The 21599-nt window shown below is 66.9% G+C and carries 23 protein-coding genes; 14 read left to right on the top strand and 9 right to left on the bottom strand.

The genetic code is table 11. The annotated features are described in order from the left end of the window. Positions 1 to 160: 160 nt before the first annotated feature. The 6 genes from GD606_RS06035 to GD606_RS06010 all read left to right on the top strand — a co-directional run bounded on the left by GD606_RS06035 (position 161) and on the right by GD606_RS06010 (position 4732). Positions 161 to 814 carry a TetR/AcrR family transcriptional regulator gene (locus GD606_RS06035; RefSeq protein WP_163302212.1) on the top strand — a complete coding sequence of 218 codons (654 nt, stop codon included), beginning with the start codon at positions 161 to 163 and terminating at the stop codon, positions 812 to 814. Next, positions 811 to 1806 (top strand): HlyD family secretion protein, encoded by a 996-nt coding sequence (locus GD606_RS06030; RefSeq protein WP_163302213.1) that lies wholly within the window; start codon positions 811 to 813, stop codon positions 1804 to 1806. The genes GD606_RS06035 and GD606_RS06030 overlap by 4 nt, the downstream gene beginning before the upstream one ends. Beyond that, complete coding sequence (locus tag GD606_RS06025) at positions 1803 to 2720, top strand: ABC transporter ATP-binding protein (RefSeq protein WP_163302214.1); 918 nt, start codon at positions 1803 to 1805, stop codon at positions 2718 to 2720. Before GD606_RS06030 ends, GD606_RS06025 begins: the two co-directional genes overlap by 4 nt. Positions 2721 to 2872: 152 nt before the next feature. Beyond that, on the top strand, positions 2873 to 4009 hold the full coding sequence (locus GD606_RS06020) for an ABC transporter permease (protein WP_163302215.1): 1137 nt from the start codon (positions 2873 to 2875) through the stop codon (positions 4007 to 4009). A gap of 92 nt (positions 4010 to 4101) precedes the next feature. Then, positions 4102 to 4341 (top strand): AbrB/MazE/SpoVT family DNA-binding domain-containing protein, encoded by a 240-nt coding sequence (locus GD606_RS06015; protein WP_163302216.1) that lies wholly within the window; start codon positions 4102 to 4104, stop codon positions 4339 to 4341. After that, entirely contained in the window at positions 4313 to 4732 is a 420-nt protein-coding gene (locus tag GD606_RS06010; RefSeq protein ID WP_163302217.1) for a type II toxin-antitoxin system VapC family toxin, read from the top strand. The genes GD606_RS06015 and GD606_RS06010 overlap by 29 nt, the downstream gene beginning before the upstream one ends. Positions 4733 to 4795: 63 nt before the next feature. Here GD606_RS06010 and GD606_RS06005 read toward each other — a convergent pair whose 3' ends face one another. The 8 genes from GD606_RS06005 to GD606_RS05970 form a co-directional block, all read right to left on the bottom strand. After that, positions 4796 to 5218 (bottom strand): PaaI family thioesterase, encoded by a 423-nt coding sequence (locus tag GD606_RS06005; RefSeq protein ID WP_163302218.1) that lies wholly within the window; start codon positions 5216 to 5218, stop codon positions 4796 to 4798. Positions 5219 to 5363: 145 nt separating this feature from the next. Next, positions 5364 to 6473 (bottom strand): ABC transporter permease, encoded by a 1110-nt coding sequence (locus GD606_RS06000; protein ID WP_163302219.1) that lies wholly within the window; start codon positions 6471 to 6473, stop codon positions 5364 to 5366. Further along, entirely contained in the window at positions 6473 to 7618 is a 1146-nt protein-coding gene (locus tag GD606_RS05995) for an ABC transporter permease (protein WP_163302220.1), read from the bottom strand. Before GD606_RS05995 ends, GD606_RS06000 begins: the two co-directional genes overlap by 1 nt. Beyond that, positions 7615 to 9375, bottom strand: coding sequence for an ATP-binding cassette domain-containing protein (locus GD606_RS05990; RefSeq protein WP_163302221.1), 1761 nt, complete (start codon positions 9373 to 9375; stop codon positions 7615 to 7617). Before GD606_RS05990 ends, GD606_RS05995 begins: the two co-directional genes overlap by 4 nt. Further along, positions 9372 to 10460: a secretion protein HlyD gene (hlyD, locus tag GD606_RS05985; RefSeq protein WP_163302222.1), complete on the bottom strand. Its 1089-nt coding sequence runs from the start codon at positions 10458 to 10460 to the stop codon at positions 9372 to 9374. Before hlyD ends, GD606_RS05990 begins: the two co-directional genes overlap by 4 nt. Then, positions 10457 to 11146 (bottom strand): CerR family C-terminal domain-containing protein, encoded by a 690-nt coding sequence (locus GD606_RS05980; protein ID WP_163302223.1) that lies wholly within the window; start codon positions 11144 to 11146, stop codon positions 10457 to 10459. Before GD606_RS05980 ends, hlyD begins: the two co-directional genes overlap by 4 nt. 104 nt (positions 11147 to 11250) lie before the next feature. Further along, on the bottom strand, positions 11251 to 12054 hold the full coding sequence (locus GD606_RS05975; protein WP_163302224.1) for a type III pantothenate kinase: 804 nt from the start codon (positions 12052 to 12054) through the stop codon (positions 11251 to 11253). Between the two features lie 13 nt (positions 12055 to 12067). After that, the gene (locus tag GD606_RS05970) at positions 12068 to 12730 is read right to left on the bottom strand and encodes an arylesterase (protein ID WP_246298994.1); all 663 of its coding nucleotides are present in this window, start codon (positions 12728 to 12730) and stop codon (positions 12068 to 12070) included. Positions 12731 to 12859: 129 nt separating this feature from the next. Between GD606_RS05970 and GD606_RS05965 the strand changes: the two genes are divergently transcribed. Genes GD606_RS05965 through rnhA form a run of 3 tightly spaced genes read left to right on the top strand, consistent with a single transcriptional unit; the run spans position 12860 to position 14552 of the window. Further along, the gene (locus tag GD606_RS05965; protein ID WP_163302225.1) at positions 12860 to 13558 is read left to right on the top strand and encodes an ABC transporter ATP-binding protein; all 699 of its coding nucleotides are present in this window, start codon (positions 12860 to 12862) and stop codon (positions 13556 to 13558) included. Next, positions 13555 to 14061 carry a TPM domain-containing protein gene (locus GD606_RS05960; protein WP_163302226.1) on the top strand — a complete coding sequence of 169 codons (507 nt, stop codon included), beginning with the start codon at positions 13555 to 13557 and terminating at the stop codon, positions 14059 to 14061. Before GD606_RS05965 ends, GD606_RS05960 begins: the two co-directional genes overlap by 4 nt. Next, positions 14061 to 14552 (top strand): ribonuclease HI, encoded by a 492-nt coding sequence (rnhA, locus tag GD606_RS05955; RefSeq protein ID WP_163302240.1) that lies wholly within the window; start codon positions 14061 to 14063, stop codon positions 14550 to 14552. Before GD606_RS05960 ends, rnhA begins: the two co-directional genes overlap by 1 nt. Before the next feature lie 302 nt (positions 14553 to 14854). Here the strand turns inward: rnhA and GD606_RS05950 are convergent, their stop codons facing one another. Next, positions 14855 to 15232 carry a hypothetical protein gene (locus GD606_RS05950; RefSeq protein WP_163302227.1) on the bottom strand — a complete coding sequence of 126 codons (378 nt, stop codon included), beginning with the start codon at positions 15230 to 15232 and terminating at the stop codon, positions 14855 to 14857. A 200-nt stretch (positions 15233 to 15432) separates the two neighbouring features. On the opposite strand from GD606_RS05950, the gene GD606_RS05945 reads away from it, so the two are divergent. The 5 genes from GD606_RS05945 to GD606_RS05925 all read left to right on the top strand — a co-directional run bounded on the left by GD606_RS05945 (position 15433) and on the right by GD606_RS05925 (position 21544). Further along, on the top strand, positions 15433 to 16317 hold the full coding sequence (locus GD606_RS05945; RefSeq protein ID WP_163302228.1) for a GAK system ATP-grasp enzyme: 885 nt from the start codon (positions 15433 to 15435) through the stop codon (positions 16315 to 16317). Further along, positions 16314 to 17399 (top strand): HprK-related kinase B, encoded by a 1086-nt coding sequence (locus GD606_RS05940; protein ID WP_163302229.1) that lies wholly within the window; start codon positions 16314 to 16316, stop codon positions 17397 to 17399. The genes GD606_RS05945 and GD606_RS05940 overlap by 4 nt, the downstream gene beginning before the upstream one ends. Positions 17400 to 17445: 46 nt before the next feature. Continuing rightward, complete coding sequence (locus GD606_RS05935; protein ID WP_163302230.1) at positions 17446 to 18081, top strand: peroxiredoxin; 636 nt, start codon at positions 17446 to 17448, stop codon at positions 18079 to 18081. Between the two features lie 116 nt (positions 18082 to 18197). Beyond that, positions 18198 to 20342 carry a phosphate acetyltransferase gene (gene pta / locus GD606_RS05930; RefSeq protein WP_163302231.1) on the top strand — a complete coding sequence of 715 codons (2145 nt, stop codon included), beginning with the start codon at positions 18198 to 18200 and terminating at the stop codon, positions 20340 to 20342. After that, positions 20339 to 21544 (top strand): acetate/propionate family kinase, encoded by a 1206-nt coding sequence (locus tag GD606_RS05925; protein WP_163302232.1) that lies wholly within the window; start codon positions 20339 to 20341, stop codon positions 21542 to 21544. The genes pta and GD606_RS05925 overlap by 4 nt, the downstream gene beginning before the upstream one ends. Positions 21545 to 21599: the final 55 nt, after the last annotated feature.

The raw sequence follows: 21599 nt of genomic DNA, 5'->3' as shown, positions 1-21599 counted from the left end.
GGCAATCCGCTTCCTGCCTGAATATCGTGGCGACTCTGTGACAGCGGCATGCCGGTCCCGTGTTTCCGGGCCTTTTTGGGGATGTCGCTTGCGGTGAAACAGGGTGTTGACTGCTTGAACCATGTGGTTTAACCAAACGGTTACATCGGGAGGAAACGACATGGATGAAAAACTGGCCGTCAGGCGACGCATCCTGGACGCCGCCGCAGAGAGTTTTTCCCGGGAAGGATTCGCCGGGGCGAGAGTGGAGCGCATCGCCAAGGCCGCCGGGGTGAACAAGGCCGGGCTCTACTACCATGTGGGCAACAAGGCTCGGCTGTTTGAAGAGGTGATGGTGGAGCTTTTTTCCCAGATGGCCGACCGCCTGGAGGCGGCCATGGCCGCCGCCGAGAGCCCCGCGCAGAGCCTGGACATCCTGGTGCGCGCCCTGGCCCAGGCCTTCGAGGATGGCCCGGCCCAGGCCCGGATCATGCTCATTGAGGTGGCCCGGGGCGGGCTGAACGTTTCCGAGAAGGTCATGCATCAGGTGGAGCGGGTGTTCCTCTGCACGGCCCAGGCCGTTCGCCGTGGCGTCGAGGGCGGCCAGCGCTTGCCGGAAAATCCGTTTTTCGTGCATATGTGCATGGTGGGGAGCCTGTCCCTGTTCGCGTTGTCCGGGCCCATACGGGCGAGGGTGGCCAACATGGGGCTGGGCAGGAAAATCGGGATCGACCCCACTGCGCCCCTGGGCGAGATGGCGGAGTTCCTGGTCGGGCTGTTTCAGCGGGGACTGGCCGTTCCGCAGGGTGAGGCTGAACAGGAGGCCCGGCCATGAGACCAGGATATGTTGTCCGGTGTGGGGTTGCGGCCCTGGCCGTGGCGCTTTGCGCCCTGGCCGGATGCAGCCAGGCCCCCTCGGATGTCCTGCCCGGATATGTGGAGGGGGAGTTCGTCTACGTGGCCTCCAAGCTGGCCGGACGGCTCGACGCCCTGCCCGCCGTCAAGGGCGGCCGGATCGTTGCGGATGAGCCCCTTTTCGTCCTGGAGCACGACTACGAGCAAAAGGCCCTGGACATGGCCAAGGCCGATCTGGCCCAGGCCGAGAACACCCTGCGCGACAAGGAAAAGGGCCTTCGGCCCGAGGAGATCGACCAGCTCACGGCCTCCCTGCGGCGCGCCCGCTCGGCCCTGTCCCTGGCCGCGCTAGAACACTCCCGGCGGGAGACCCTCTATGCCTCCGGCTCCGTCTCCAAGGAGGAACTGGACAAGGCCCGCACCGAGCACGAAACCAGCCAGGCCTGGGTGAATGAACTCGAGGCCAAGCTGGCCACGGGAAGACTGCCCCAGCGCATCGACCAGGTCATGGCCGCACGGGCGGCGGTTGACGCGGCCAAGGCCGAGGTGGCCCAGGCGCAGTGGAGCCTGGACCAGAAGATCCAGGCTGCGCCGGTCTCGGGGCTGGTCTTCGACATCCTGCACTACGTGGGCGAATGGGTGGCGGCATCAAGCCCCGTTGCGGTCCTTCTGCCTCCGGAAAACGTCAAAGTGCGGTTTTTCGTCCCCGAGGCCCAGGTGGCCTCCATCCGGCCCGGCCAACGCATCCTGGTGGCCCGGGACGGCCTCCCCGAACCGGCCGGGGCCGTGGTGGACTACGTCTCCACCCAGGCCGAATACGCCCCACCCGTCATTTTCAGCCAGGGATTCCGGGAAAAGCTGGTCTTTCTGGTGGAGGCCCGTTTCGCACCTGAGGTGGCCCGGACCATGCACCCGGGACAGCCCGTGGACGTCCGCCTGGCTGGCGCGCCCCAGGGGAAGCCACAGCCATGACCTCCGCCGTTCCGGTCATCGATGTCCATGAGCTGACCAAGGTCTTCGGCAAAAAGACCGTGGTGGACAAGGTGTCGCTTTCCGTCCGGGAGGGCGAGATTTACGGCTTCCTCGGCCCCAACGGCTCGGGCAAGACCACCACCATCCGCATGCTGTGCGGCCTTTTGCGCCCCGACGGCGGACAGGGAACCTGCCTGGGCCACGACGTGCTCACCGAGTCCGAGCTGATCAAGCCCCATGTGGGCTACATGGCCCAGCGCTTCAGCCTGTACGGAGACTTGAGCGTTCGCGAGAACCTGGAATTCATGGCCCGCATGTATGGCGTGGCCGACCGCCGCCAGGCCGTAAACGACACCATGGAGCGCATGAATCTGGCTGGCTTTGCGGCCACGTTGGCCGGAAATCTCTCCGGCGGCTGGAAACAGCGTCTGGCCCTGGCCGCCTGCATGATCCACTCCCCGAGGCTTCTGCTCCTGGACGAGCCCACGGCCGGGGTCGACCCCACGGCCCGGCGAGATTTCTGGGACGAGGTCCACAAGCTGGCCGGGCAGGGCATCACCGCGCTTATTTCCACCCACTACATGGACGAGGCCGAACGCTGCCACCGCCTGGCCTACATCGCCTACGGAAAACTCCTGACCACCGGGACCGCCGCCGAGATCGTGGCCAGGGAGAACCTGACCACCTGGGAGATCTCCGGACACGACCTGTATGCCCTCATCGACGGCCTGCGCGCCCTGCCCGGGGTGGAGCAGGTGGTGGCCTTCGGCGTCACCCTGCACGTCAGCGGCAAGGACGCGGCGGCCATGGAAGCGCACTTGCCGCCCTTTTTGGCGGGCAGGGCCACGGCCGTGCGCATCGCGTCGAGCCTGGAAGAGGTGTTCATCAGCCTCATGCGCGGCTCGAAGTCGTAAGCGGAGAACGGGGGGAAACTTTGTGAACAAAGTTTCCCCGCGCCCCCCTTCAAAAACTGTGGCGCGCTTGCCCCTGCGGCGGGATGACCCGCCGCAGGGGCAAGCGAAGGGCGAGGGGACGTGGGAAGGATGGAGGAAAAGGGGGAGCAGGGATGATGAGATTTTTTTCAGCCAGCCGTTTCGCGGCCATGGTGGCCAAGGAATTCGTGCAGATGCGCCGCGACCGGGTGACGTTCGGCATGATGGTCGGCATCCCGCTTTTGCAATTGATTCTTTTTGGATACGCCATCAATTCCGACCCCAAGCATCTGCCCACGGCGGTTTTGGACAACGACCGCAGCATCTTTTCCCGCACCGTGCTTTCGGCCATGAAAAACAGCCAGTATTTCGAGTTTACGCAGGAGATCGACGGCGAGGCCCGGGCCGACGAGCTGTTGCGGCTGGGGCAGGTCCAGTTCGTGGTCACCATCCCCCCGGACTTCGGCCGCGACCTGGTGCGCGGGAAGCGCCCCGTGCTGCTGCTCGAGGCCGACGCCACGGACCCCTCGGCCACCAGCAACGCCGCAGCCTCCATGCAACAGATCGTCCGGGGAACCATAAACAGGGATCTGACCGGCCCCCTGGCCATGCTTCAGGCGAGGGACGGTCCGGTGGAACTGCGCTTCCATCCCCGCTACAACCCCGAGGCCATCACCCAGTTCAACATCGTGCCCGGACTCATGGGCGTGGTTCTGACCATGACCCTGGTCATCATTACCTCCTTGGCCATCACCCGGGAGCGGGAGCGGGGGACCATGGAGAACCTGCTCATCACCCCGGTGCGGCCGCTGGAGGTGCTTCTGGGCAAGCTCGTGCCGTACATCCTGGTGGGCTATCTCCAGATGGGACTCATCGTGGTGGCGGCAAAATACCTCTTCCAGGTGCCGTTTCTGGGCAGCCTGCCGCTCCTTTTCGCAGTGTCGTTTCTCTTCATCGCCGCCAACCTGGGGGTGGGCATCACCTTCTCCACCGTGGCCCAGAACCAGCTCCAGGCCGTGCAGATGTCGTTTTTTTTCTTTCTGCCGTCGATTTTGCTCTCGGGGTTCATGTTCCCCTTCCAGGGCATGCCCGAGTGGGCCCGGTACATCGGCAGCGTGTTGCCGCTGACGCATTTTCTGCGCATCGTGCGCGGGGTGGTGCTCAAGGGCAATGGCCTTGCCGACATCGCCCCCCACCTGTGGCCCATCGCCCTTTTCCTGGTGGTGTCCCTGGGGATCGGGGTCAAACGCTACCGGCAGACGCTCGATTGATGCGGGATGTATGGCCGGAGGGACCGAATGAAGTAAGATGTGTGAGTTGACTTACCAAATATCAAGGCTTACTTTTGCGCATGGAGAACGCCATGGAAACCGTGCGGCTGTCGTCCAAGGGGCAATTGGTCATCCCCAAAAGGGTCCGGGAGCGCCTGGGCATCGCGCCTGGGGCCGTACTCGATGTGCGGCTTGATGGCCAGACCCTGGTGTTGACGCCCAGGCGGCGTTCGCCGCAACAGGCGCTTCTGGGGAGCCTGGGAGACTATGCTTTGCTGGAAGAATTGACGCGGGAGCGCGAGCGTGAGCGGGAAAAGGACGCTGGTCGTTGATTCCTGGGCCATGCTGGCCCTTTTGAAGAACGAGCCGGGCGCCGGATCGGAGGTCGTGCGGCTGTTTGATGCAGCAGCCGAGGGCCGGGCGTCGTTGCATATGTCCTGGATCAATCTGGGTGAAGTGTTTTACATCGTCGCCCGGATGGCCGGGGAGGACACTGCCGCCAGGCGTCTGGAGACGATACGGACCCTGCCGCTTCGGCTGCACGAGGCCGATTCCAGGGCGGTTTTAGGGGCGGCGCGGATCAAGGCCGGACGTCGGCTGGCCTATGCCGACGCCTTTGCCGTTCATCTCGCCCGGGAAATCGATGCCGAACTGGTCACCGGCGATCCGGAGATCCTGGCCCTGACGGACCTGGTCCGGGTGTGCGCCCTCACCCGGAAGTGATCGCCCGCCGGGACGCTTCCCGTTTTCTGACCCCCAAAGAATACAACTGGCGGACACCCTCCGTCACGCCTTCCGGATGTTGTAGACGCCGCGCCCCTCGGCCAGGGTCAGCTCCGGCTTCGAGGCGGCGAAGATGCGCACCGAGGAGTTGCCCACCCGGTTGCCCAGAAGCTTCACCTCGGCCTCGGCCAGCACGTCCTCGGGCGGGGCCGGGCGCAGATAGTCCACCCGCAGATCGATCGTGGCCACCCGGTCCTGCACCTCGCAGGAGGCCCAGACCGCCGTGCCGCCGCAGGTGTCGATCAGCGTGGAGAGGATGCCGCCGTGCAGGGCCGGACGCCTGGGGTCGCCGATGAATTCCGGGCGATACGGCAGGCGGATGCGGGCGTAGCCCGGCCGGGCCTCCTCCACCTTCATGCCCAAAAACAGGTCGAAGGGGATCATCTCCTCGATGACCTGCTTAATATCCTGAATGCTCGTGGTCATGTGTATCTCTCCATGGCCGGGACCATGCCTTTTTTTCCTGCGGAGTTCCAGGGGTCGGAACGGGCCGTCACCGTTACGGGATTCCAAAGGGCGAAGCCCTTTGGCCCCCGGAGGGTTTCCCCCTCCCCTTGTTCGCGCCCGCGCATCACCGGATGCCACGTCGAAAAAACCACCCGGCCAGGGTCAGGGTCACGGCGGCGATGGGCACAAGCGGCCAGATGGTGTCGAGCACCATGGAGAAGGGCATGGCCTTGAGCAGGATGCCCCGGATGGCCACCAGGAAATGGCGCAGGGGGTTGGCCAGGGACACGATCTGCAGGAAGGCGGGCATGGTCTCGATGGGTGTGGCGAAGCCCGAGAGCAGGGTGGCCGGGATCATGAAGGTGAAGGTGCCGAGTATCGCCTGCTGCTGGGTGTTGCACAAAGATGAGATGAAAAGCCCGAACCCCACCACGGAGAGCATGAAAAGGAAAAGCCCCAGGCCCAGGGCCGCCACCGAGCCCGCAAAGGGGATGCGGAAAAAGACGATGGCCACCACCGTGATCAGGCTGCCCTCGACAAGCCCCAGGATCATGGCCGGGATGGTCTTGCCGACCAGGATCGCGCCGGGGGTGAGCGGTGTGACCAGAAGCTGGTCGTAGGTGCCCAGCTCCCGCTCCCGGGCCACGGACAGGGAGGTGACCAAAAGTCCCACGGCCATGCTTAAAAGCCCGATGAGGTTGGGCACCGTGTACCACAGGTATTCCAGGTTGGGGTTGTACCAGTTTCGGGCCACGAGCCGGGCCGGGGGGCCGGGAATCCCCAGGCGGTAGGCCAGTTCGGTATTGAAGGTCTCCACAATGCGGTTGGCGTAGCCCTGCACGATCTGGGCGGTGTTGCTGCGCCTGCCGTCCAGGAGCAGCTCGACCGTAGCCGGGCGGCCCGCCGCCACGTCGCGCGAGAAGGTCTGGTCGAAGACCAGAACGGCCATGGCCTGTTCGGTTTCCAGGGCCGGGGCGATCTCGGGCACGCCGTGCAGGAAAAAGACGTTTTGAAAGTACGGCGCGCCGGAAAAACGCTGAATCAGTTCGGCCGAGGCCTGGCCGCCATCCAGGTTCAGCACGGCCAGGTCCACGTGTTTGACCTCAAGGGTGGCCGCGAAGGCGAAGATGGTCAGCATGAGGATGGGCGGCATGAAAAGCGCGATGCGGCTTTGCTTGTCGCGCAGCACGGCCAGAAGCTCTTTTCGGACCAAGGCCCGCACCCCGCCGAGCATCAGGCGATCCTCCGTCTGGTCTTGGTCAGGGTCAGGGCCAGAAGCACTGCGGCGATGGCCGCCATGCCGCCGATGTTGGGCCACAGAAGCGGCCAGGCGTCGCCCGCCAGAAAAAGGGTCTTCAGGCACGAGACGTAGTACTTGGCCGCGATGACGTGGGTCAGGAGGCGGACCGGAAGCGGCATGCCCGAGGGTTCGAACACGTAGCCCGACAGGAAATAGGCGGGTAGAAACGCGGACAAAATGGCGATCTGGGAGGCCACGAACTGGTTTTTGGCCGCCGTGGAGATGAAAAGCCCAAGGGCCAGGGCCGAGATCAGAAACACCGAGGACACGGCCACCAGGGCCAAGGCCGATCCCCGATAGGGCACATGAAAGACCGCCAGGGTCAGAAGCAGGCAGATGCCAAGCGCCGCAAGCCCCAGGACGAAATAGGGGAGGAGCTTGCCGACCAAAAGCTCCAGGGGGCCGATGGGGGTGGCCAGAAGGGCCTCCATGGTGCCCCGCTCCCATTCCCGGGCCACCACCAGGGCGGTCAAAAGCGCCCCGATGAGCGTCAGGTTGATGGCCATGCCGCCTGGCAGCAGGCTGTTTAGGCTCAAGAGCTCCTGGTTGAACCAGGTACGCGGCGCGACCTCCACCAACTGGGTGAACGCCTCACCGTTTTGTTGTGCCCGAATCTCCATCCAGGACAGCCAGACGCCCTGGGCGTAGTTTTGCAGGAAGGTGGCCGTGTTGGGTTCGCTGCCGTCGGCGATGACCTGGAAGGGCACGTCGGCGCTTTTGGCGTCCGCCGCGCCCATCCGGGACAGATCCCGGCCGAAGGTCTGGGGGATGACCACCAGCCCCCGGATGCGGCCCATGGCCATGTCGTCCAGGAATTCCCGGCGGTCCCGCCCGGCATGGACGGAAAAGGAGGTCGTGGCCGTGAACGCGGCGGCCAGGGACCGGGCCTCGGGGGAGCCGTCCTCCAGGACCAGGCCGATGGACAGGTCGGTGATGTCCAGGTTGGTGGAGTAGCCCGACAGCAGGGTCAAAAAGACGGGCAGGATGAAGCCGATGAGGATGGAGGAGGGATCGCGCAGGATCTGCAGCGACTCCTTGATGGTGATCGCCGCCATCCGGCGCACTGCCAGGGCCGTCATGCCGCCTTGCCTCCGGCGTCCGGGGCGGACGTGGCGGCGCTTGACCGCTCGTCGTTTTCCACCAGGGTCACGAAGGCGTCCTCCAGGCCCGGATCGGGCAGGGCGGGACTGCGCACGCCGTCTTTCAGGTCGTCGGGGGAGCCCATGGCGATGATCCGGCCCCGGAAGACCAGGGCGATGCGGTCGCAGTATTCGGCCTCGTCCAGGAAATGGGTGGTGACCATGACCGTGACGCCTTTTTCCACCATGCCGTTGATGTGGGTCCAGAATTCCCGCCGGGTGACCGGGTCAACTCCCGAGGTGGGCTCGTCCAGGAACAGCACGGCCGGTTCGTGCATCACGGCGCAGGCCAGGGCCAGGCGTTGCTTGAACCCCAGCGGCAGATCCCCGGCCGAGGCGGCCAGGTAGGGCGCCAGGTCGAAGGTGTCGATCATGCCCTGGATGGCCCGGCTGCGGCGCTCCCCGGCCAGCCCGTAGGCCCCGGAGAAAAAGTCCAGGTTCTGGCGTACGCTCAAGGTTCCGTACAGGGAGAACTTCTGGGCCATGTAGCCGATGCGGGCCCGGGCCTGGCCGCGCGCCCGGGCGAAGCTTAGGCCCTCCACCAGGGCCTGGCCAGAGGTGGGGGCCAGAAGGCCGCACATCATCTTGAAGGTGGTGGATTTGCCCGCGCCGTTTGGGCCCAAAAGGCCGAAGATCTCCCCGGGCCGGATGGCGAAGGTGATGTTCGTGGCGGCGGTGAAGGCCCCGAAGATCCTGGTCAGGTTTTTGGCCTCCACCGCGTTTGCTGCGCTGGTTGCCGTGCGCGCCATGCCCCGGGACAGGGCCGAGTCGCCGCCGGGGCCGCCGCCCAAGATGTCCATGAAGGCGTCTTCGAAGCGCGGGGCCGTGGGCGCAAAATGGGCCAGGGGACCGGCCTTGAGCGTGGCCGGGTCGGGCAGGGCCGCTTTTTCGGCCGCAAGCAGCCGCACGAAGCGCCCCTGGATCACCCCGTCCATGATCCCCGGACAGGAAAGCGCCCGGCGCAGCACCGAGCGGCGGTTGCCTGCGATGTCCCGCAGTTGGAACACCCGGTCGGCCACCCGGCGCGTCAGCTCCCCCGGGGGGCCGGAGAAAAGCTCCCGCCCCTGGGACAAAAGCAGCACCGTGTCGCAGGCCTCCGCCTCATCCAGGTACGACGTGCTCCACACCACGCCGATGCCCGTATCGGCCAGCTCCCGAACCATGCGCCACAGCTCCCGGCGGGAGATGGGGTCCACCCCCACGCTGGGCTCGTCCAAAAGCAGAAGCTCCGGACGGCGGATCATAGCGCAGGCCAGGCCCAGCTTCTGCTTCATGCCCCCGGACAGGCGTCCGGCCAGGCGCGTGGTGAACGGGGCCAGGCCCGTGAAGCGCAAAAGCCGCGCAAAGGCCTCCTGCCGTTCGGCGTCCGGCAGCCCGCGCACCTCGGCGAAAAGCCGCATGTTCTCGGCCACGCTTAAGTCTTCGTAGAGCCCGAACTTCTGGGGCATGTAGCCCAGGCGGGCATGCACGGAGCCCGGCTCCTGAACTGGGTCGCGGCCAAAGACCGTGACCGTGCCGCCCGTGGGGGCCAAAAGCCCGGCCAAAAGGCGCAACAAGGTGGTCTTGCCCGCGCCGTCGGGGCCCACGATCCCGGTGATCCGGCCGGGCAGGATGGCGCAGCTTACCATCGCCAGGGCCGGACGTTCGGACTGGCCGAAGTCCATGCCCAGGTTTTCGGCCAGGGCCAGGGCTTTCATGGGGCGCTCTTTGCGCCTGGCGCGGACGCCGGATCGGGGTCGACCTGCCGGTTTGCGGTATTGGGCGCGGTTTCCGGGGTTTTCGAGTCGCGGGCGGCGGACTCGGGGGCGGCTGTCGCCGTGACCGGCATGCCCTGGCGCAGGCCTTCGTCGGGGGCGTCCACGAGGATGCGCACCCGGTAGACCAGATCCGTGCGCAGGGTCTGGGTCTCCACATTTTTGGGTGTGAATTCGGCCACGGGCGAGACGTAGCCCACCCGGGCGGCATACGGCGCGTCGGGGCGGCTGTCGGTGAAAACGCGCATGGGCATGCCCGGGTGGACCCGCCCAAGGAGCGGTTCCGGAATGTAGGCCCGCACCCACACCGGCTTTTTCAGGGCGATGGTCAAGACCGTGGCTCCGGCCCCGGCCACGGCCCCGGGCTCACGCACCCGGGAAAGCACCGTGCCGTCGGCAGGAACCACGATCTCCGTGTCCGCCAGATCCGTCAGGGCCGCGTCCACGGCGGCCTCGGCGGCCCGAAGCTGGGCCTCGGCGGCCAGGATGTCCTCGGAGCGGAAGCCCGTTGTCTGCAGCTCCAGTTCCTTCTGGGCGCTTTGCAACTGGGCCGTGAGCGCGTCGCGGCTGGCGACCGCGTCGTCGTTGTCCTGGGCGGCGATGGCCCCGCTTTGCAGGAGCGTCTGGCGGCGGCGGGCCACGCGCACGGCGTTTTCCACCTGGGCCTCGAGCTGGGCCACCTGGGCCCGGGCCTTGGCCACGTCCTCCCGACGGTATCCGGCATGGTACTTGGCCATGTCCGCCGCCGCCGCGTCGCGCTTGGCCCGGGCCTGGGCCAGGGCGTCGCGGTAGGGCCTCGCGTCGAGCACGGCGGCGATGTCCCCGGCGGCCACGGCGTCGCCCTCGTCCACGCGCACCTCGGCGATTTTTCCCGGCACCCGGAAGGACAGCTCCGCCTCCCGGATGTCCACGTTGCCGAAGAGTTTCAGTTCCTGCTGATGGCGACTGGCGTTGTTTTCGAAGTACCACCATGCCCCGGCCGTGGCCGCCGCGATAAGGACGAGCGCCAGGATGCGCCTGATGGTCATGACGCCGCCTCGGGGCTGATTCCGGCGGGCGGCACAAGGCAGGCCTCGATCTGTTCGATGCAGATTTCGGCGATGCGTTCCACGTCCTGCCGGGTGAACTGTGAAAAATCCAGATGGCGCAGGGCGGTGAAGGCCCCGACGCGAAAGATCACCATCTGCCCCAGAAGGGCCATGGCCCGCAGGCGGGTGTCCGGGTGTGCGGCGTCCCGACTGGTCAACCGGGCCACAAGCCCGGTCCAGGCGTCCAGGGCCGGGCGGAAAAAGCCCTCGTAGAGAAGGTCGAAGGCCGGGGTGGGCGAAATTTGTTCCTGGATCATGATCTGGCTGGCGTCGCGGCCATCGCTGGCGCCCAGGGTGTCGGCGGCCAGGGCCCGGATCATGGCCCGCAGGGCGGAGAGAAGCGTGTCCCGGTCGGCGGCGGGATCGGCGCACAAGGCGCGTATGCGTTCGAAATACGGCCCGAGCACGTCGTTTTTGGCGTCCACGATATGCTGCACCACGGCCTGATACAGCCCCTCCTTGCCGCCGAAGTGGTAGGGGATGGCCGCCAGGTTCACCCCGGCCTCCGCCGCCAGGGACCGGGTGCTGGTGGCCTCGAAGCCGTGCAGGCCGAACAGCCGTACTCCGGCGTCGATGAGTTTTGGCCTGGCGCCGGATTCGACGTTGCAGCGGGGGGATCTGGTCATGGGGATGCCGTCCTTGTTGTTCGATAGGTCAAGTTTATTCATTCGAACGAATGAGTCAAGGGCAGGACGCCATGCCGCTGCGAAAAATGGCGCAAGGGGGGCGATCAGCCGTCGGCGGCCGGGACGCTGCCGTGGCGGGAGAGCAGGAAGAGGCCTTCCAGGAGCAGGTCCGGGCGGACCTTTGAGAATGAGGGGCATAGGGGGGCCAGTTTGGCGGCGAACCCCCCCGTGGCCAGGATGGTGGCCGGTTCCCCCAGGTGTTTGATCAAAAGCCTCCCCACGCCCTCGACCATGGCTGCGAATCCGTGCAAAAATCCCTGGCTTAGGCATTCCGCCGTGCTTTGCCCGATGGACAGGCCGCCATGGCCCGCGTCCAGGGCGATGTGCGGCAGCTTGGCCGTGTCCAGGGACAGGGCCCGCAGGCTGGAAAAAAGCCCAGGGCAGATGAGCCCGCCCAGAAAGGCGTTGCCCTTGACACAGTCGAAGGTGGTGGCTGTGCCGAAATCCACGACGATCACCACCGGGGTCTCGGCGGCCATGCGCCCGGCGAAGGCCGTGACCAGCCGGTCGGCGCCCACCTCGTGGGGCCGGGCGTAGCGGTTTTCCAGGGGCACAGGCACATCCCGGGGCACGAAGCGGGGGGAGGCGTTGAAATAGCGCTCGCAGGCCTGGGCCAGGATGGGGTCCACGGGCGGCACCACGCTTGAGACCGTCGCCGAGGCCACGGCCGTGGGCGCGATCCCGGCATGGGTCGCCAATGAAGACAGGGACAGGCCCAGGCTGTCCGGGGTGGCGGTCTTGTCCGTGGGCAGGACATAGGACGCAAACAGCCCGTCCGCGTCGGCCACGCCGATTTTGAGGTTGGTGTTGCCCGCGTCCACAAGCAGGGAGACAGGGCCGTTTGGCATGTTGCGACCTTTGTTACGGGGTTTTCGGCGAGGGCAGGGGCAGGCCCTTGCGGGTCATGATCCCCTGCACGAAGGCCTCGGCCACGGGCAGCATGCGCCGGGCGATCTCCCGGACCCCGGCGGCCGTGGGATGCAGGCCGTCGGGTAGGTTCTTGGCCGGATCGGCGGCCACGCCCTCCAGGAAAAAGGGATAAAACGCCAGGTTGCGGTCCCGGGCCAGATCGGCGTAGACCGCCGCGAATTCCGCGCTGTAGTCCGGTCCCATGCCCAGAAGCGCGCGCATGCCGCACAGGAGCACCGGCACGTTTTTGGCGTCGGCCGCGTCCAGGATGATCTCCAGATTGGCCTTGATGAAGGCGGGCTCGAAGCCGCGCAGGCCGTCGTTGGCCCCAAGCTCCAGGATCATGCCGTCCGGGGCGTCGGACAGGGCCGGGGCCGCCCGGGAGACGCCTCCGGCCGTGGTGTCGCCCGAGATTCCGGCGTTGACGATGGTCACCGGATAGCCTTTTTCCTGCAAAAGCCCTTGCAGGACCACGGGAAAGGCCTCGTGGGCGGCCAGGCCGAATCCGGCGGTCAGGCTGTCGCCGAGGGCCACCAGACGGATCTGCGGTGCGGTATGGGCGGACATGGCGGCTCCTGAGGCCAGGATCATGCACAGGACAAGGGCCGTTTTCACGGCAAGGGCCGTTGGGCGGCGCGACCTGGGGCGTGTTTGAGTTTTCCGGCGGAGTTGGTATGCTGGGGCATGGATCATGTCGCGTCTTCCGGCGTTACGGGGAAAAAAACTGGGACGGCCATCGGGGATATGATCGCCCTCGTGGATGTCCGGCTCACGTTACCGAGCCAGGCTGGGCCGGTCAATATCCTGCGCGGGATCACCTTTACGGCCGCAGCCGGGGAGACCGTAGCCATCATGGGGCCGTCCGGGGCGGGCAAGACCACGCTTTTGATGCTCATGGCCGGGCTGGAAAAGCCGTCCTCGGGGCGGGTGGTTGTTGCCGGGCGCGACCTCACGGACATGGACGAGGACGCCCTGGCCCGGTTTCGCCGGGAAAACGCGGGCATCGTGTTCCAGGCCTTCCATCTCGTGCCCACCATGACCGCCCTGGAAAACGTGGCCCTGCCCCTGGAGCTGGCCCGGGCGGATGACGCCGGGCCCCGGGCCATGGCCGCCCTGGAGGCCGTGGGGCTGTCGGGCCGGGCCTCCCATTATCCCTCCCAGCTCTCCGGCGGCGAACAGCAGCGGGTGGCCCTGGCCCGGGCCTTTGCGCCGCGCCCCAAGATCCTCCTGGCCGACGAGCCCACGGGCAACCTGGACGAGGAGACCGGGGCCATGGTCATGGATCTGCTTTTCTCCCTGGGCCGGGACCATGGGGTGACCCTGGTGCTCATCACCCACGACGCCGCCCTGGCGGCGCGCTGCGGCCGCGTGGCCCATGTGCGCGACGGACGCCTGATTCCGGACGGCGCATCAGAACCCCCGGCGGGGCGCGTCCTGCAATGAGTTTTTTCCGGATGTCGTCCCGGGCCGGTTCCCCCCTGGAACGATTTCTGCGCGGCATGGCCCTTTTGGCGGTCATCGCCGGGGTGCTGTGGGCTTTTGAGGCGCGGTTCTCCCATCTCGCGGAGCGCCTTGAGTCGCAGCAGGCCATATCCGACGAGACGGGCGGCCTCTCCGATGGGGACCGCCGCTTTCTGCGCCAGGCCGCCGAGGATCTGCGGATGCGGTTCGGGCTCGAATTGCGGGTGCGGGTGGCGGCGGGGGAGCTCACGGTTCCGGAACTGGATGAAAAGACCGTATTTTTCGGCCTGTCCCCGGCCGACAAGGCGGCCCGGGTGATCCTGCCGCCCCTGGCGGCCCGGGCCCTGGGGCCGGATTTCGTGAAAATCGTGGAAAACGACATGTTGGCGGCGGCGCTTTCCGCCGGGCAGTGGCCAAAGGGCCTGTGCGCGGCGGTGGTTTTTTTGGAACGGCAACTGTCCGAACCCCGGACGGGAGAAAAATGATGACGGAAATCGAGACGCCTGGAGACGACTCCGGCGTACGCATTTATACGGACGGCTGCTGCTTCGGCAATCCCGGCCCTGGCGGCTACGGCGCGGTGCTGCTTTTTGGCGAGGCCCGCAAGGAGCTGTCCGGGGGGCGTCGCCTGACCACCAACAACCGCATGGAGCTTCTGGCGGTCATTGAGGCCCTGGCCAGCCTGACCCGGCCCTGCCGGGCGGACCTTTTCACCGATTCGCAGTATGTGCGAAACGCCATCGAGAAGCGCTGGCTGGCGGGGTGGCGCAAAAACGGCTGGAAGACGGCGGACAAAAAGCCCGTGAAAAACAAGGATTTGTGGGAGCGGCTGATCCCGCTTCTGGCCACCTGCCAGGTGCGGTTCCACTGGGTGCGCGGCCATACCGGCGTTGCCGAGAACGAACGGTGCGACGTGTTGGCCAAGGCGGCGGCCGGAAAGCCGGGTCTTGTGCCGGACGAGGGCTATCCGGGATAGGGCGGGCCCTTGGGGCGTGCGGGGCCGGGAGAATGCGGGTCGCGGGGGCCTGCGGACGGGGGAGGCGGGTTGTGCGGCATCCCCTCGGGGACGGCCCAGAGACGGACCAGAGGTGGCCCCGATACGGGCCAGATGCGGGCCGGAGGCGGACAGGATGCGGGCCGGAGGCGGACAGGATGCGGGCCGGAGACGGACAGGATGCGGGCCGGAGGCGAACAGGATGCGGGCCGGAGGCGGACAGGATGCGGGCCGGAGGCGGACAGGATTCCTGGGAGACGTTTCCGGCGTGGCGGGGGGGGCGGTTACTTGCCGCCGAAGGTGCGCATGGATTTTTCCCAGGCCCGTCTGGCGTCCAGGGAGGGACAGAGGCAACTGGCTGCGGCCGCGTCGTAGCGGCTGTCGGCGGGTGCGCCCGTGGCGCTCAGAAAGACGGGTTTGGCCGGGTCGGGCTGGCTGATGACGTAGGTTCCGGGATTTTTGGCGCACGGGCCGCAGGTGACGGTCCAGGTGTTGAAGGTCTTCATGGCCACGTCGGCCACGCAGCAGTCCCCGAAGGGATCGGTCATGGCTGTTTTGTCGGGAACGTTGCCGGGCAGATTCCCGGAGAGGTCGTCGGTGTGGACCGATCCGACCAGACCGAGCACGAGAAGGCTGGTCAATACTATCGTTTTCGGGCTCATGCGGTGGTTCCCGTGTGCCTTGGCGGGGCTTGTTTTTTTTCTCCCATAGACCCCTGGGCCGGGAAAGGCAACCATCCTGTTTGGCGTCATCGCATCGTCACGATTTCGTGGTACGTCTCCGCCGTCGGCATTCCGGAGAGCCTGGAACTGGTTCGCAACGTTTTATCCGCGCAGACGCGTGGGTATTTTGAGGAGGCAGCATGAAACGAGTGGGGGTCGTGGGCATTCCCAAAGGATGGTCCACGCTGCAACTGGTGGACGCCCTGGCGCAGCGCGGGGTTACGCCCATACTCATCGACATGGCCCGGGCCCGCCTGGATCTGGCGACCCGCACGGTCTGGCATGCCGAGGTGGAGATGACGGCCCTTGATGCGGTCATCGTCAAAAAAATCGCCCCGACCTATTCCCCCGACGCCCTGGACCGCATGGACATCCTGCGGTTTGTTTCGGCCAGGGGCGTGCCGGTTTTTTCCGACCCGGACAGCATGTACCGCCTCATCGACCGCTTGGGCTGCACCACGGCCCTGCGCCTGGGGGACATCCCCATGCCCCCAACCACCATCACCGAGGACGTGGACGAGGCCCTGGCCGCCGTGGAGAACTATGGCCGGGCCGTGTTCAAGCCGCTGTATTCCTCCAAGGCCCGGGGCATGACGGTCATCGAGACCGGAAGCGCGGCCCGGGAGGAGATCGAGGACTTCCAGGCGGCGGGCAACCGGGTCATGTACATCCAGCGCATGGTCTCCCACGCCGGGGGGCATCTGGACCTGGGGGTCTCCTTCCTGGGCGGGAAATATCTGGCCACCTACGCCCGCCAGGGCGACGGCAACTCCTGGGACACCACCACCCGCACCGGCGGCAAGTACGTGCCCTACGAGCCGGGCGCGGAGATCGTGGCCCTGGCCGAAAAGGCCCAGGCCCTCTTTCCGGGCATGGCCTTTACCTGTGTGGACGTGGTGGAGACCCCGGACGGGGCCGCGATTTACGAGGTGTCGGCCTTTGGTGGCTTTCGCGGACTGCTTGACGCCTGCGGCCTGGACGCCGCCGGGCTGTATGCCGATTACGTTCTGGAGAGGATCGCATGACCATAAGCGGATCATTTACGGATCAGGCCGCCCCCCTGCTTGCGGCCAATCCCGCCACGTTGTCCCTGTCCCTGCGTTTCGGCCAGGCCGCCATCCTCGTCCGCACCAACTCCCAGGCCCTTTACGACAAGCTGGCCCGGTACTATGCGGATTTTCCCGGCGACGATTCGGCGCCCGACATCGAAGTCACGGCCATCGAATGCCCGCCGCCGGTTTTTGATCTGCCCTACGCCACCAAGGAGCGCGAACCCGGCAAGACCAAGATCAAGGAAGAATATGTGGACTATCCGGATGGCCGGGTGGTGCGCAAGCTTCTGACGGGGTTGGTCTTTTGCTTCGGCGGCGGCCGCAACTACGCCATTGGGCCGTGCGCGGACAACGACAACCAGGTGGTCAATTTCATCAACAACCGCTTCATCGAGCGGGTGATCCGCCAAGGGGCCCTGCTGTTTCATGCCGCCGGGGTGGCCGAGGCGGGCCGGGGGCTGGTCATGTCCGGGTTTTCCGGGGCCGGAAAATCCACCCTGGCGCTGCGCATCATGGCCCGGGGCACGGATTTTGTGAGCAACGACCGGATCATGGTCCGCCGGGACGCAGGCGGCCTGACCATGTTCGGCATCCCCAAGATGCCCCGGGTCAATCCGGGCACGGTCCTTTTCGACGACCATCTGGGGGGGGTCATGTCCGAGGAGGAGCGTCGCCGGTTTTCGGCCCTGCCTGCGGCCGAACTGTGGGATCTGGAGCACAAGTACGACGCCATGATCGACGACTGCTACGGCCCGGGGCGGTTTCGCCTGCACAGCGCCATGGCCGGTCTGGTGATCCTGACCTGGAAACGCACGGCCGATCCCATGCGCACGGCCCGGGTGGATCTGCGGCAGCGCCGCGACCTGTTGCCCGCCTTCATGAAGGATGTGGGCCTTTTTTTCGAGTCTGACGGTCCTGGCCAGGCCGGGGCCGCGGCCACGCCCGACGATTACCTTGCGCTTCTGGGCGATTGCCCGGTACTGGAGATATCTGGCGGCGTGGATTTCGAGGCGGCGGCCGACGCCTGCCTTGCTTTTCTGCGCCAGGGAAAATAGATAACGAGGATCAATCTCAAAAGATGCCTGCGGGCAAGGAGAACACATGCACGAACACTGCGACGACGAGTGCTGCGTGGAAATGGAGCAGGCGTTTTTGGGGGCCGAGGTCGAGGATTTTCTTTTGAAGGTCTACGACCCCACGGAAGGCGCGTTCGGGGAGGTGTCCCTGGAGAGTCTGGTCGAAGCCGAAAAATGGACGGTCCTTTTTTTCTATCCGGCGGACTTCACCTTCGTGTGCCCCACGGAACTGGCCGATCTGGCCGCGAAGCAGGATGAGTTCGAAAAGCTCGGCTGCGAGGTGATCTCCGTGTCCACGGACACGGAATATGCCCATCTGGCCTGGCGGGGGAGCGAGAAGCTCCTGGAAAACGTGCGGTTCAAGATGGGGGCGGACACCACGGGCGAACTGTCGCGCTATTTCGGTGTCTACGATCCGGATACGGGCCTGGCCCTGCGCGGAACCTTCATGATCAGTCCCGAAGGCATCCTGGTGTCCTCGGAGATCAATTATTACAACGTGGGCCGCAATGCCGACGAGCTTTTACGCAAGCTCAAGGCCAACGTCTATCTGCGCGAGCATCCCGCCGAGGCCTGCCCGGCCAGGTGGGAACCCGGGAAAAAGACTCTGACCCCGTCCGAGGCCCTGGTGGGCAAGGTGTACGAGAGCCTGGGCGAATAGGGTTCGCCTGTTTTGCCGACGGCCCCGGCGGCTTCCCGCGCCGGGTCGGAAGAGATGCGCGGCGGCCGTTCCGGCTTTCCCGGGAGGCCGCCGTCCGCCACAATCGCGGAGGCGTCGTGACCAAGACCCTGTATGTGCTGTCCGCCGAGCCGCAATGCGGCAAGACCCTGATCTGCCTGGGGCTGGTTTCGGCCCTGACCTCCCGCACGGCCAAGGTGGCCTTTCTGCGGCCCGCAGCCGAACCTGCCGCCGATGGGCCCGACCCCGACATCCGCCTCATCCTCGAACAATTCGGCCTGGACCAGGCCCCGGACAGCGCCTTCGCCATAAGCGCGGAGCAGGCTGCGCGTCTGGTCGCCTCGGGCAGCCGCGACGAACTTTTCGAGACCGTGGCCGCCGCCCACGCCGCCCTGGCCGCCGGGCATGAGGTGGTGGTCTGCGAGTCCGGTTCCGCCTCGCCCGGGGGGGAGGGCCTGACTTTTGAACTGGACCTGGAGCTGGCCAAGGCCCTGGGGGCCATGGTGGTCGCGGTGGTTTCCGGGCGTGGGAAAACGGCCGCCCAGACGGCCGACGCCGCGCGGATGGCCGCATCTACGATCCTGCGGCAGGGGTTGGCTCTGGCCGCCGTGGCCGTCAACCGCGTCGAGGCGGAACTTTCCGCCCAGGCGGCCGGGCTCCTGGCAGGCTGCCTGGCCGGGCTGCCCGGGCTGCCGGACCCGTTGCCGCCCGTGTGGACGATCCCCGAGGACGAACGCCTGTCCCGGCCGAGCATGGCCGAGGTGGCGCGCCGCCTGGAGGCTGAGATCCTGTGGGGGGGCGACCGTCTGGACGTGCAGGTGGGGGAGACCGTGGTGGCGGCCATGAGCGTGGGAAATTTTTTGAACTACGTGCGGCCCGGCTGTCTGGTCGTCACCCCCGGCGACCGGGCGGACATCATCCTGGCCGTCCTGGCCGCCCGGGCCTCCGGGGCCTTCCCGCATCCGGCCGGGCTGGCCCTGACCGGCGGCCTGGACGTGGCCCCGAGCATTGTCAGGCTCCTTTCGGGATGGTCGGACATCCCCCTCCCGGTGATCCGGACCGGCATGCCCACCTCTCCCACCCTGCATCGCCTTGAGGGCCTGGTGTCGCGCCTGGACCCCGGGCAGCAGGGCCGGGTGCAGGCCGCCCTGGGGCATTTCGAGGCCCATGCCGACGCCGGGGGGCTGGCGCAGCGGATGGCGGCCGCCACGGAGGAGGCCATGCCCGGGCTGGTCTTCGAGCAGTCGGTCATCGCCCGGGCCAAGTCCCTCGGCAAGACCATCGTTTTCCCCGAGGGCGGCGAGGACCGGGTGCTCATGGCCGCCGATCAGGTCATGAGCCGGGGCATCGCCAGGGTGGTCATCCTGGGCGACGTGGAGGACATGACCCGCCGGGCGGCCGTCATGGGGCTCGATCTGACCCAGGCCACGCTTTTTGATCCAGCCGCCCACCCGGATCGGGAGGCCTTCGCCGCGACCCTTTTTGAACTGCGCAAGGGCAAGGGCCTGACCCTGGAGGCCGCCCGGGAGCTTTTACTGGACAAGACCTACTTCGGGACCATGCTGGTCTACAAGGGGGTCGCCGACGGCATGGTCTCCGGGGCCACCACCACCACCGCCGACACCATCCGCCCGGCCTTGCAGTTCATCCGCACCAGGCCGGGGTTCTCCATGGTCTCCAGCGTCTTTTTCATGTGCCTGGCGGATCGGGTGCTGGTCTACGGCGACTGCGCCGTCAATCCCGATCCCACGGCCGAAGAGCTGGCCGAGATCGCGGCGGCCTCGGCCGACACCGCCGCCCGGTTCGGCATACCGCCCCGGGTGGCCATGCTGTCCTATTCCACCGGGGCCTCGGGCAAGGGGCCGGACGTGGAGAAGGTGCGCCAGGCCGTGGCCCTGGCCCGGGCGCGCCTGCCGGACATCCCCGTGGAGGGCCCCATCCAGTACGATGCGGCCGTGGACCCGGTCACGGCGGCGGAGAAAATGCCCGGCAGCCTGGTGGCCGGGCGGGCCACGGTGTTCATCTTTCCCGACCTGGACACGGGCAACGTCACCTACAAGGCCGTGCAGCGGGCCACGGGCGCAGCGGCCATGGGGCCGGTGCTCCAGGGCCTCAAAAAGCCCGTCAACGATCTGAGCCGGGGCTGCACCGTGCGCGACATCGTGTATACGGCGGCCGTCACCGCCATCCAGGCCGGAGAGGCGGAAGACGCCCCCTCCCAGACGGCCAAGGAGGCCTCGTGAACGTCTTGGTGCTCAACTGCGGCAGTTCCTCCCTCAAGTACCGCCTCTTCGACATGGCCACGGAGACGGAACTGGCCCAGGGGCTGGCCGAGCGCATCGGGTCGCCGCAAAGTCGCCTGACGCATACGGCCTTTCCCGGAACACACCAGGAGGCGGGCCGCACAGTGGAGGAGGCCATTGCCGACCATGGCGCGGCCGTGGATCTGGCCCTGTCGCTTCTGACCGGCCCGGGCGGCCCTGTGGCCGGGCCGTCCGGCATCGCCGCCGTGGGGCACCGGGTGGTGCATGGCGGCAGCCGCTTCAGCCAGCCCGTGGTGGTGACCGACGAGGTGCTGGCGGGCATCCGCGAGGTGACGCCCCTGGCCCCCCTGCACAACCCGGCCAACCTGACGGGCATCGCCGCGGCCATGGCCCGGTTCCCGGACGCGCCCCAGGTGGCCGTGTTCGACACCGCCTTTCACCAGACCATGCCCGAATACGCCTACCTCTACGCCCTGCCGTATGAACTGTGTGAAAAGTACGGCATCCGGCGCTACGGCTTTCACGGCATCTCCCACCGCTACATCGCCGGGCAGGCTGCGGCCATGCTCGGCAAGCCCCTGGCCGAGTGCGACCTGGTCACCGTACACCTGGGCAACGGCGACAGCGTGTGCGCCGTGAAAAAGGGCAAAAGCGTGGACACCTCCATGGGCATGACCCCCCTGGCCGGAACCATCATGGGCACCCGCTCGGGCGACCTCGATCCCGAGATCGGGCTTTTTTTGCAGCGCCAGGCCGGCATGGACGAGGCCGCCGTGGACGATCTGTTCAACCGCAAAAGCGGGCTGTTGGGCATCTGCGGCTCAAGCGACATGCGCGACATCCATCGCCGCCGCAAGGACGGCGATGCCCGGGCGGAACTGGCCTTCGCCATGTTCGCCTACAGCATCCGCAAATACATCGGGGCCTATATCGCGGCCCTGGGCCGGGTGGAGGCCGTGGTCTTCACCGCCGGCATCGGCGAGCACGACCCGGCCACCCGGGAGGCGGCGCTCACGGGCATGGCCGAACGCGGCATCGTGCTCGACGTGGAGCGCAACCGGCAGGCCATGGGCCAGGCCCTGGAGATCGGGGCGGCCGGGGCGGCGGTGCGGATCTTCGCCGTGCCCACCAACGAGGAACTGGAGATCGCCCGCCAGACCGTGGAGACGCTGGCCGCCTGAAACGGCGGCCTGGAAAGAAACGGCGCTGTTTTTTTCGAAAAAGACCCCTCCCATA

Origin of the sequence: Desulfolutivibrio sulfodismutans DSM 3696, from assembly GCF_013376455.1 — a bacterium.
GTDB lineage: Bacteria > Desulfobacterota > Desulfovibrionia > Desulfovibrionales > Desulfovibrionaceae > Desulfolutivibrio > Desulfolutivibrio sulfodismutans.
The sequence above is the reverse complement of the archived record's forward strand: the minus strand, read 5'-3'. Positions and strand labels throughout refer to the sequence as shown.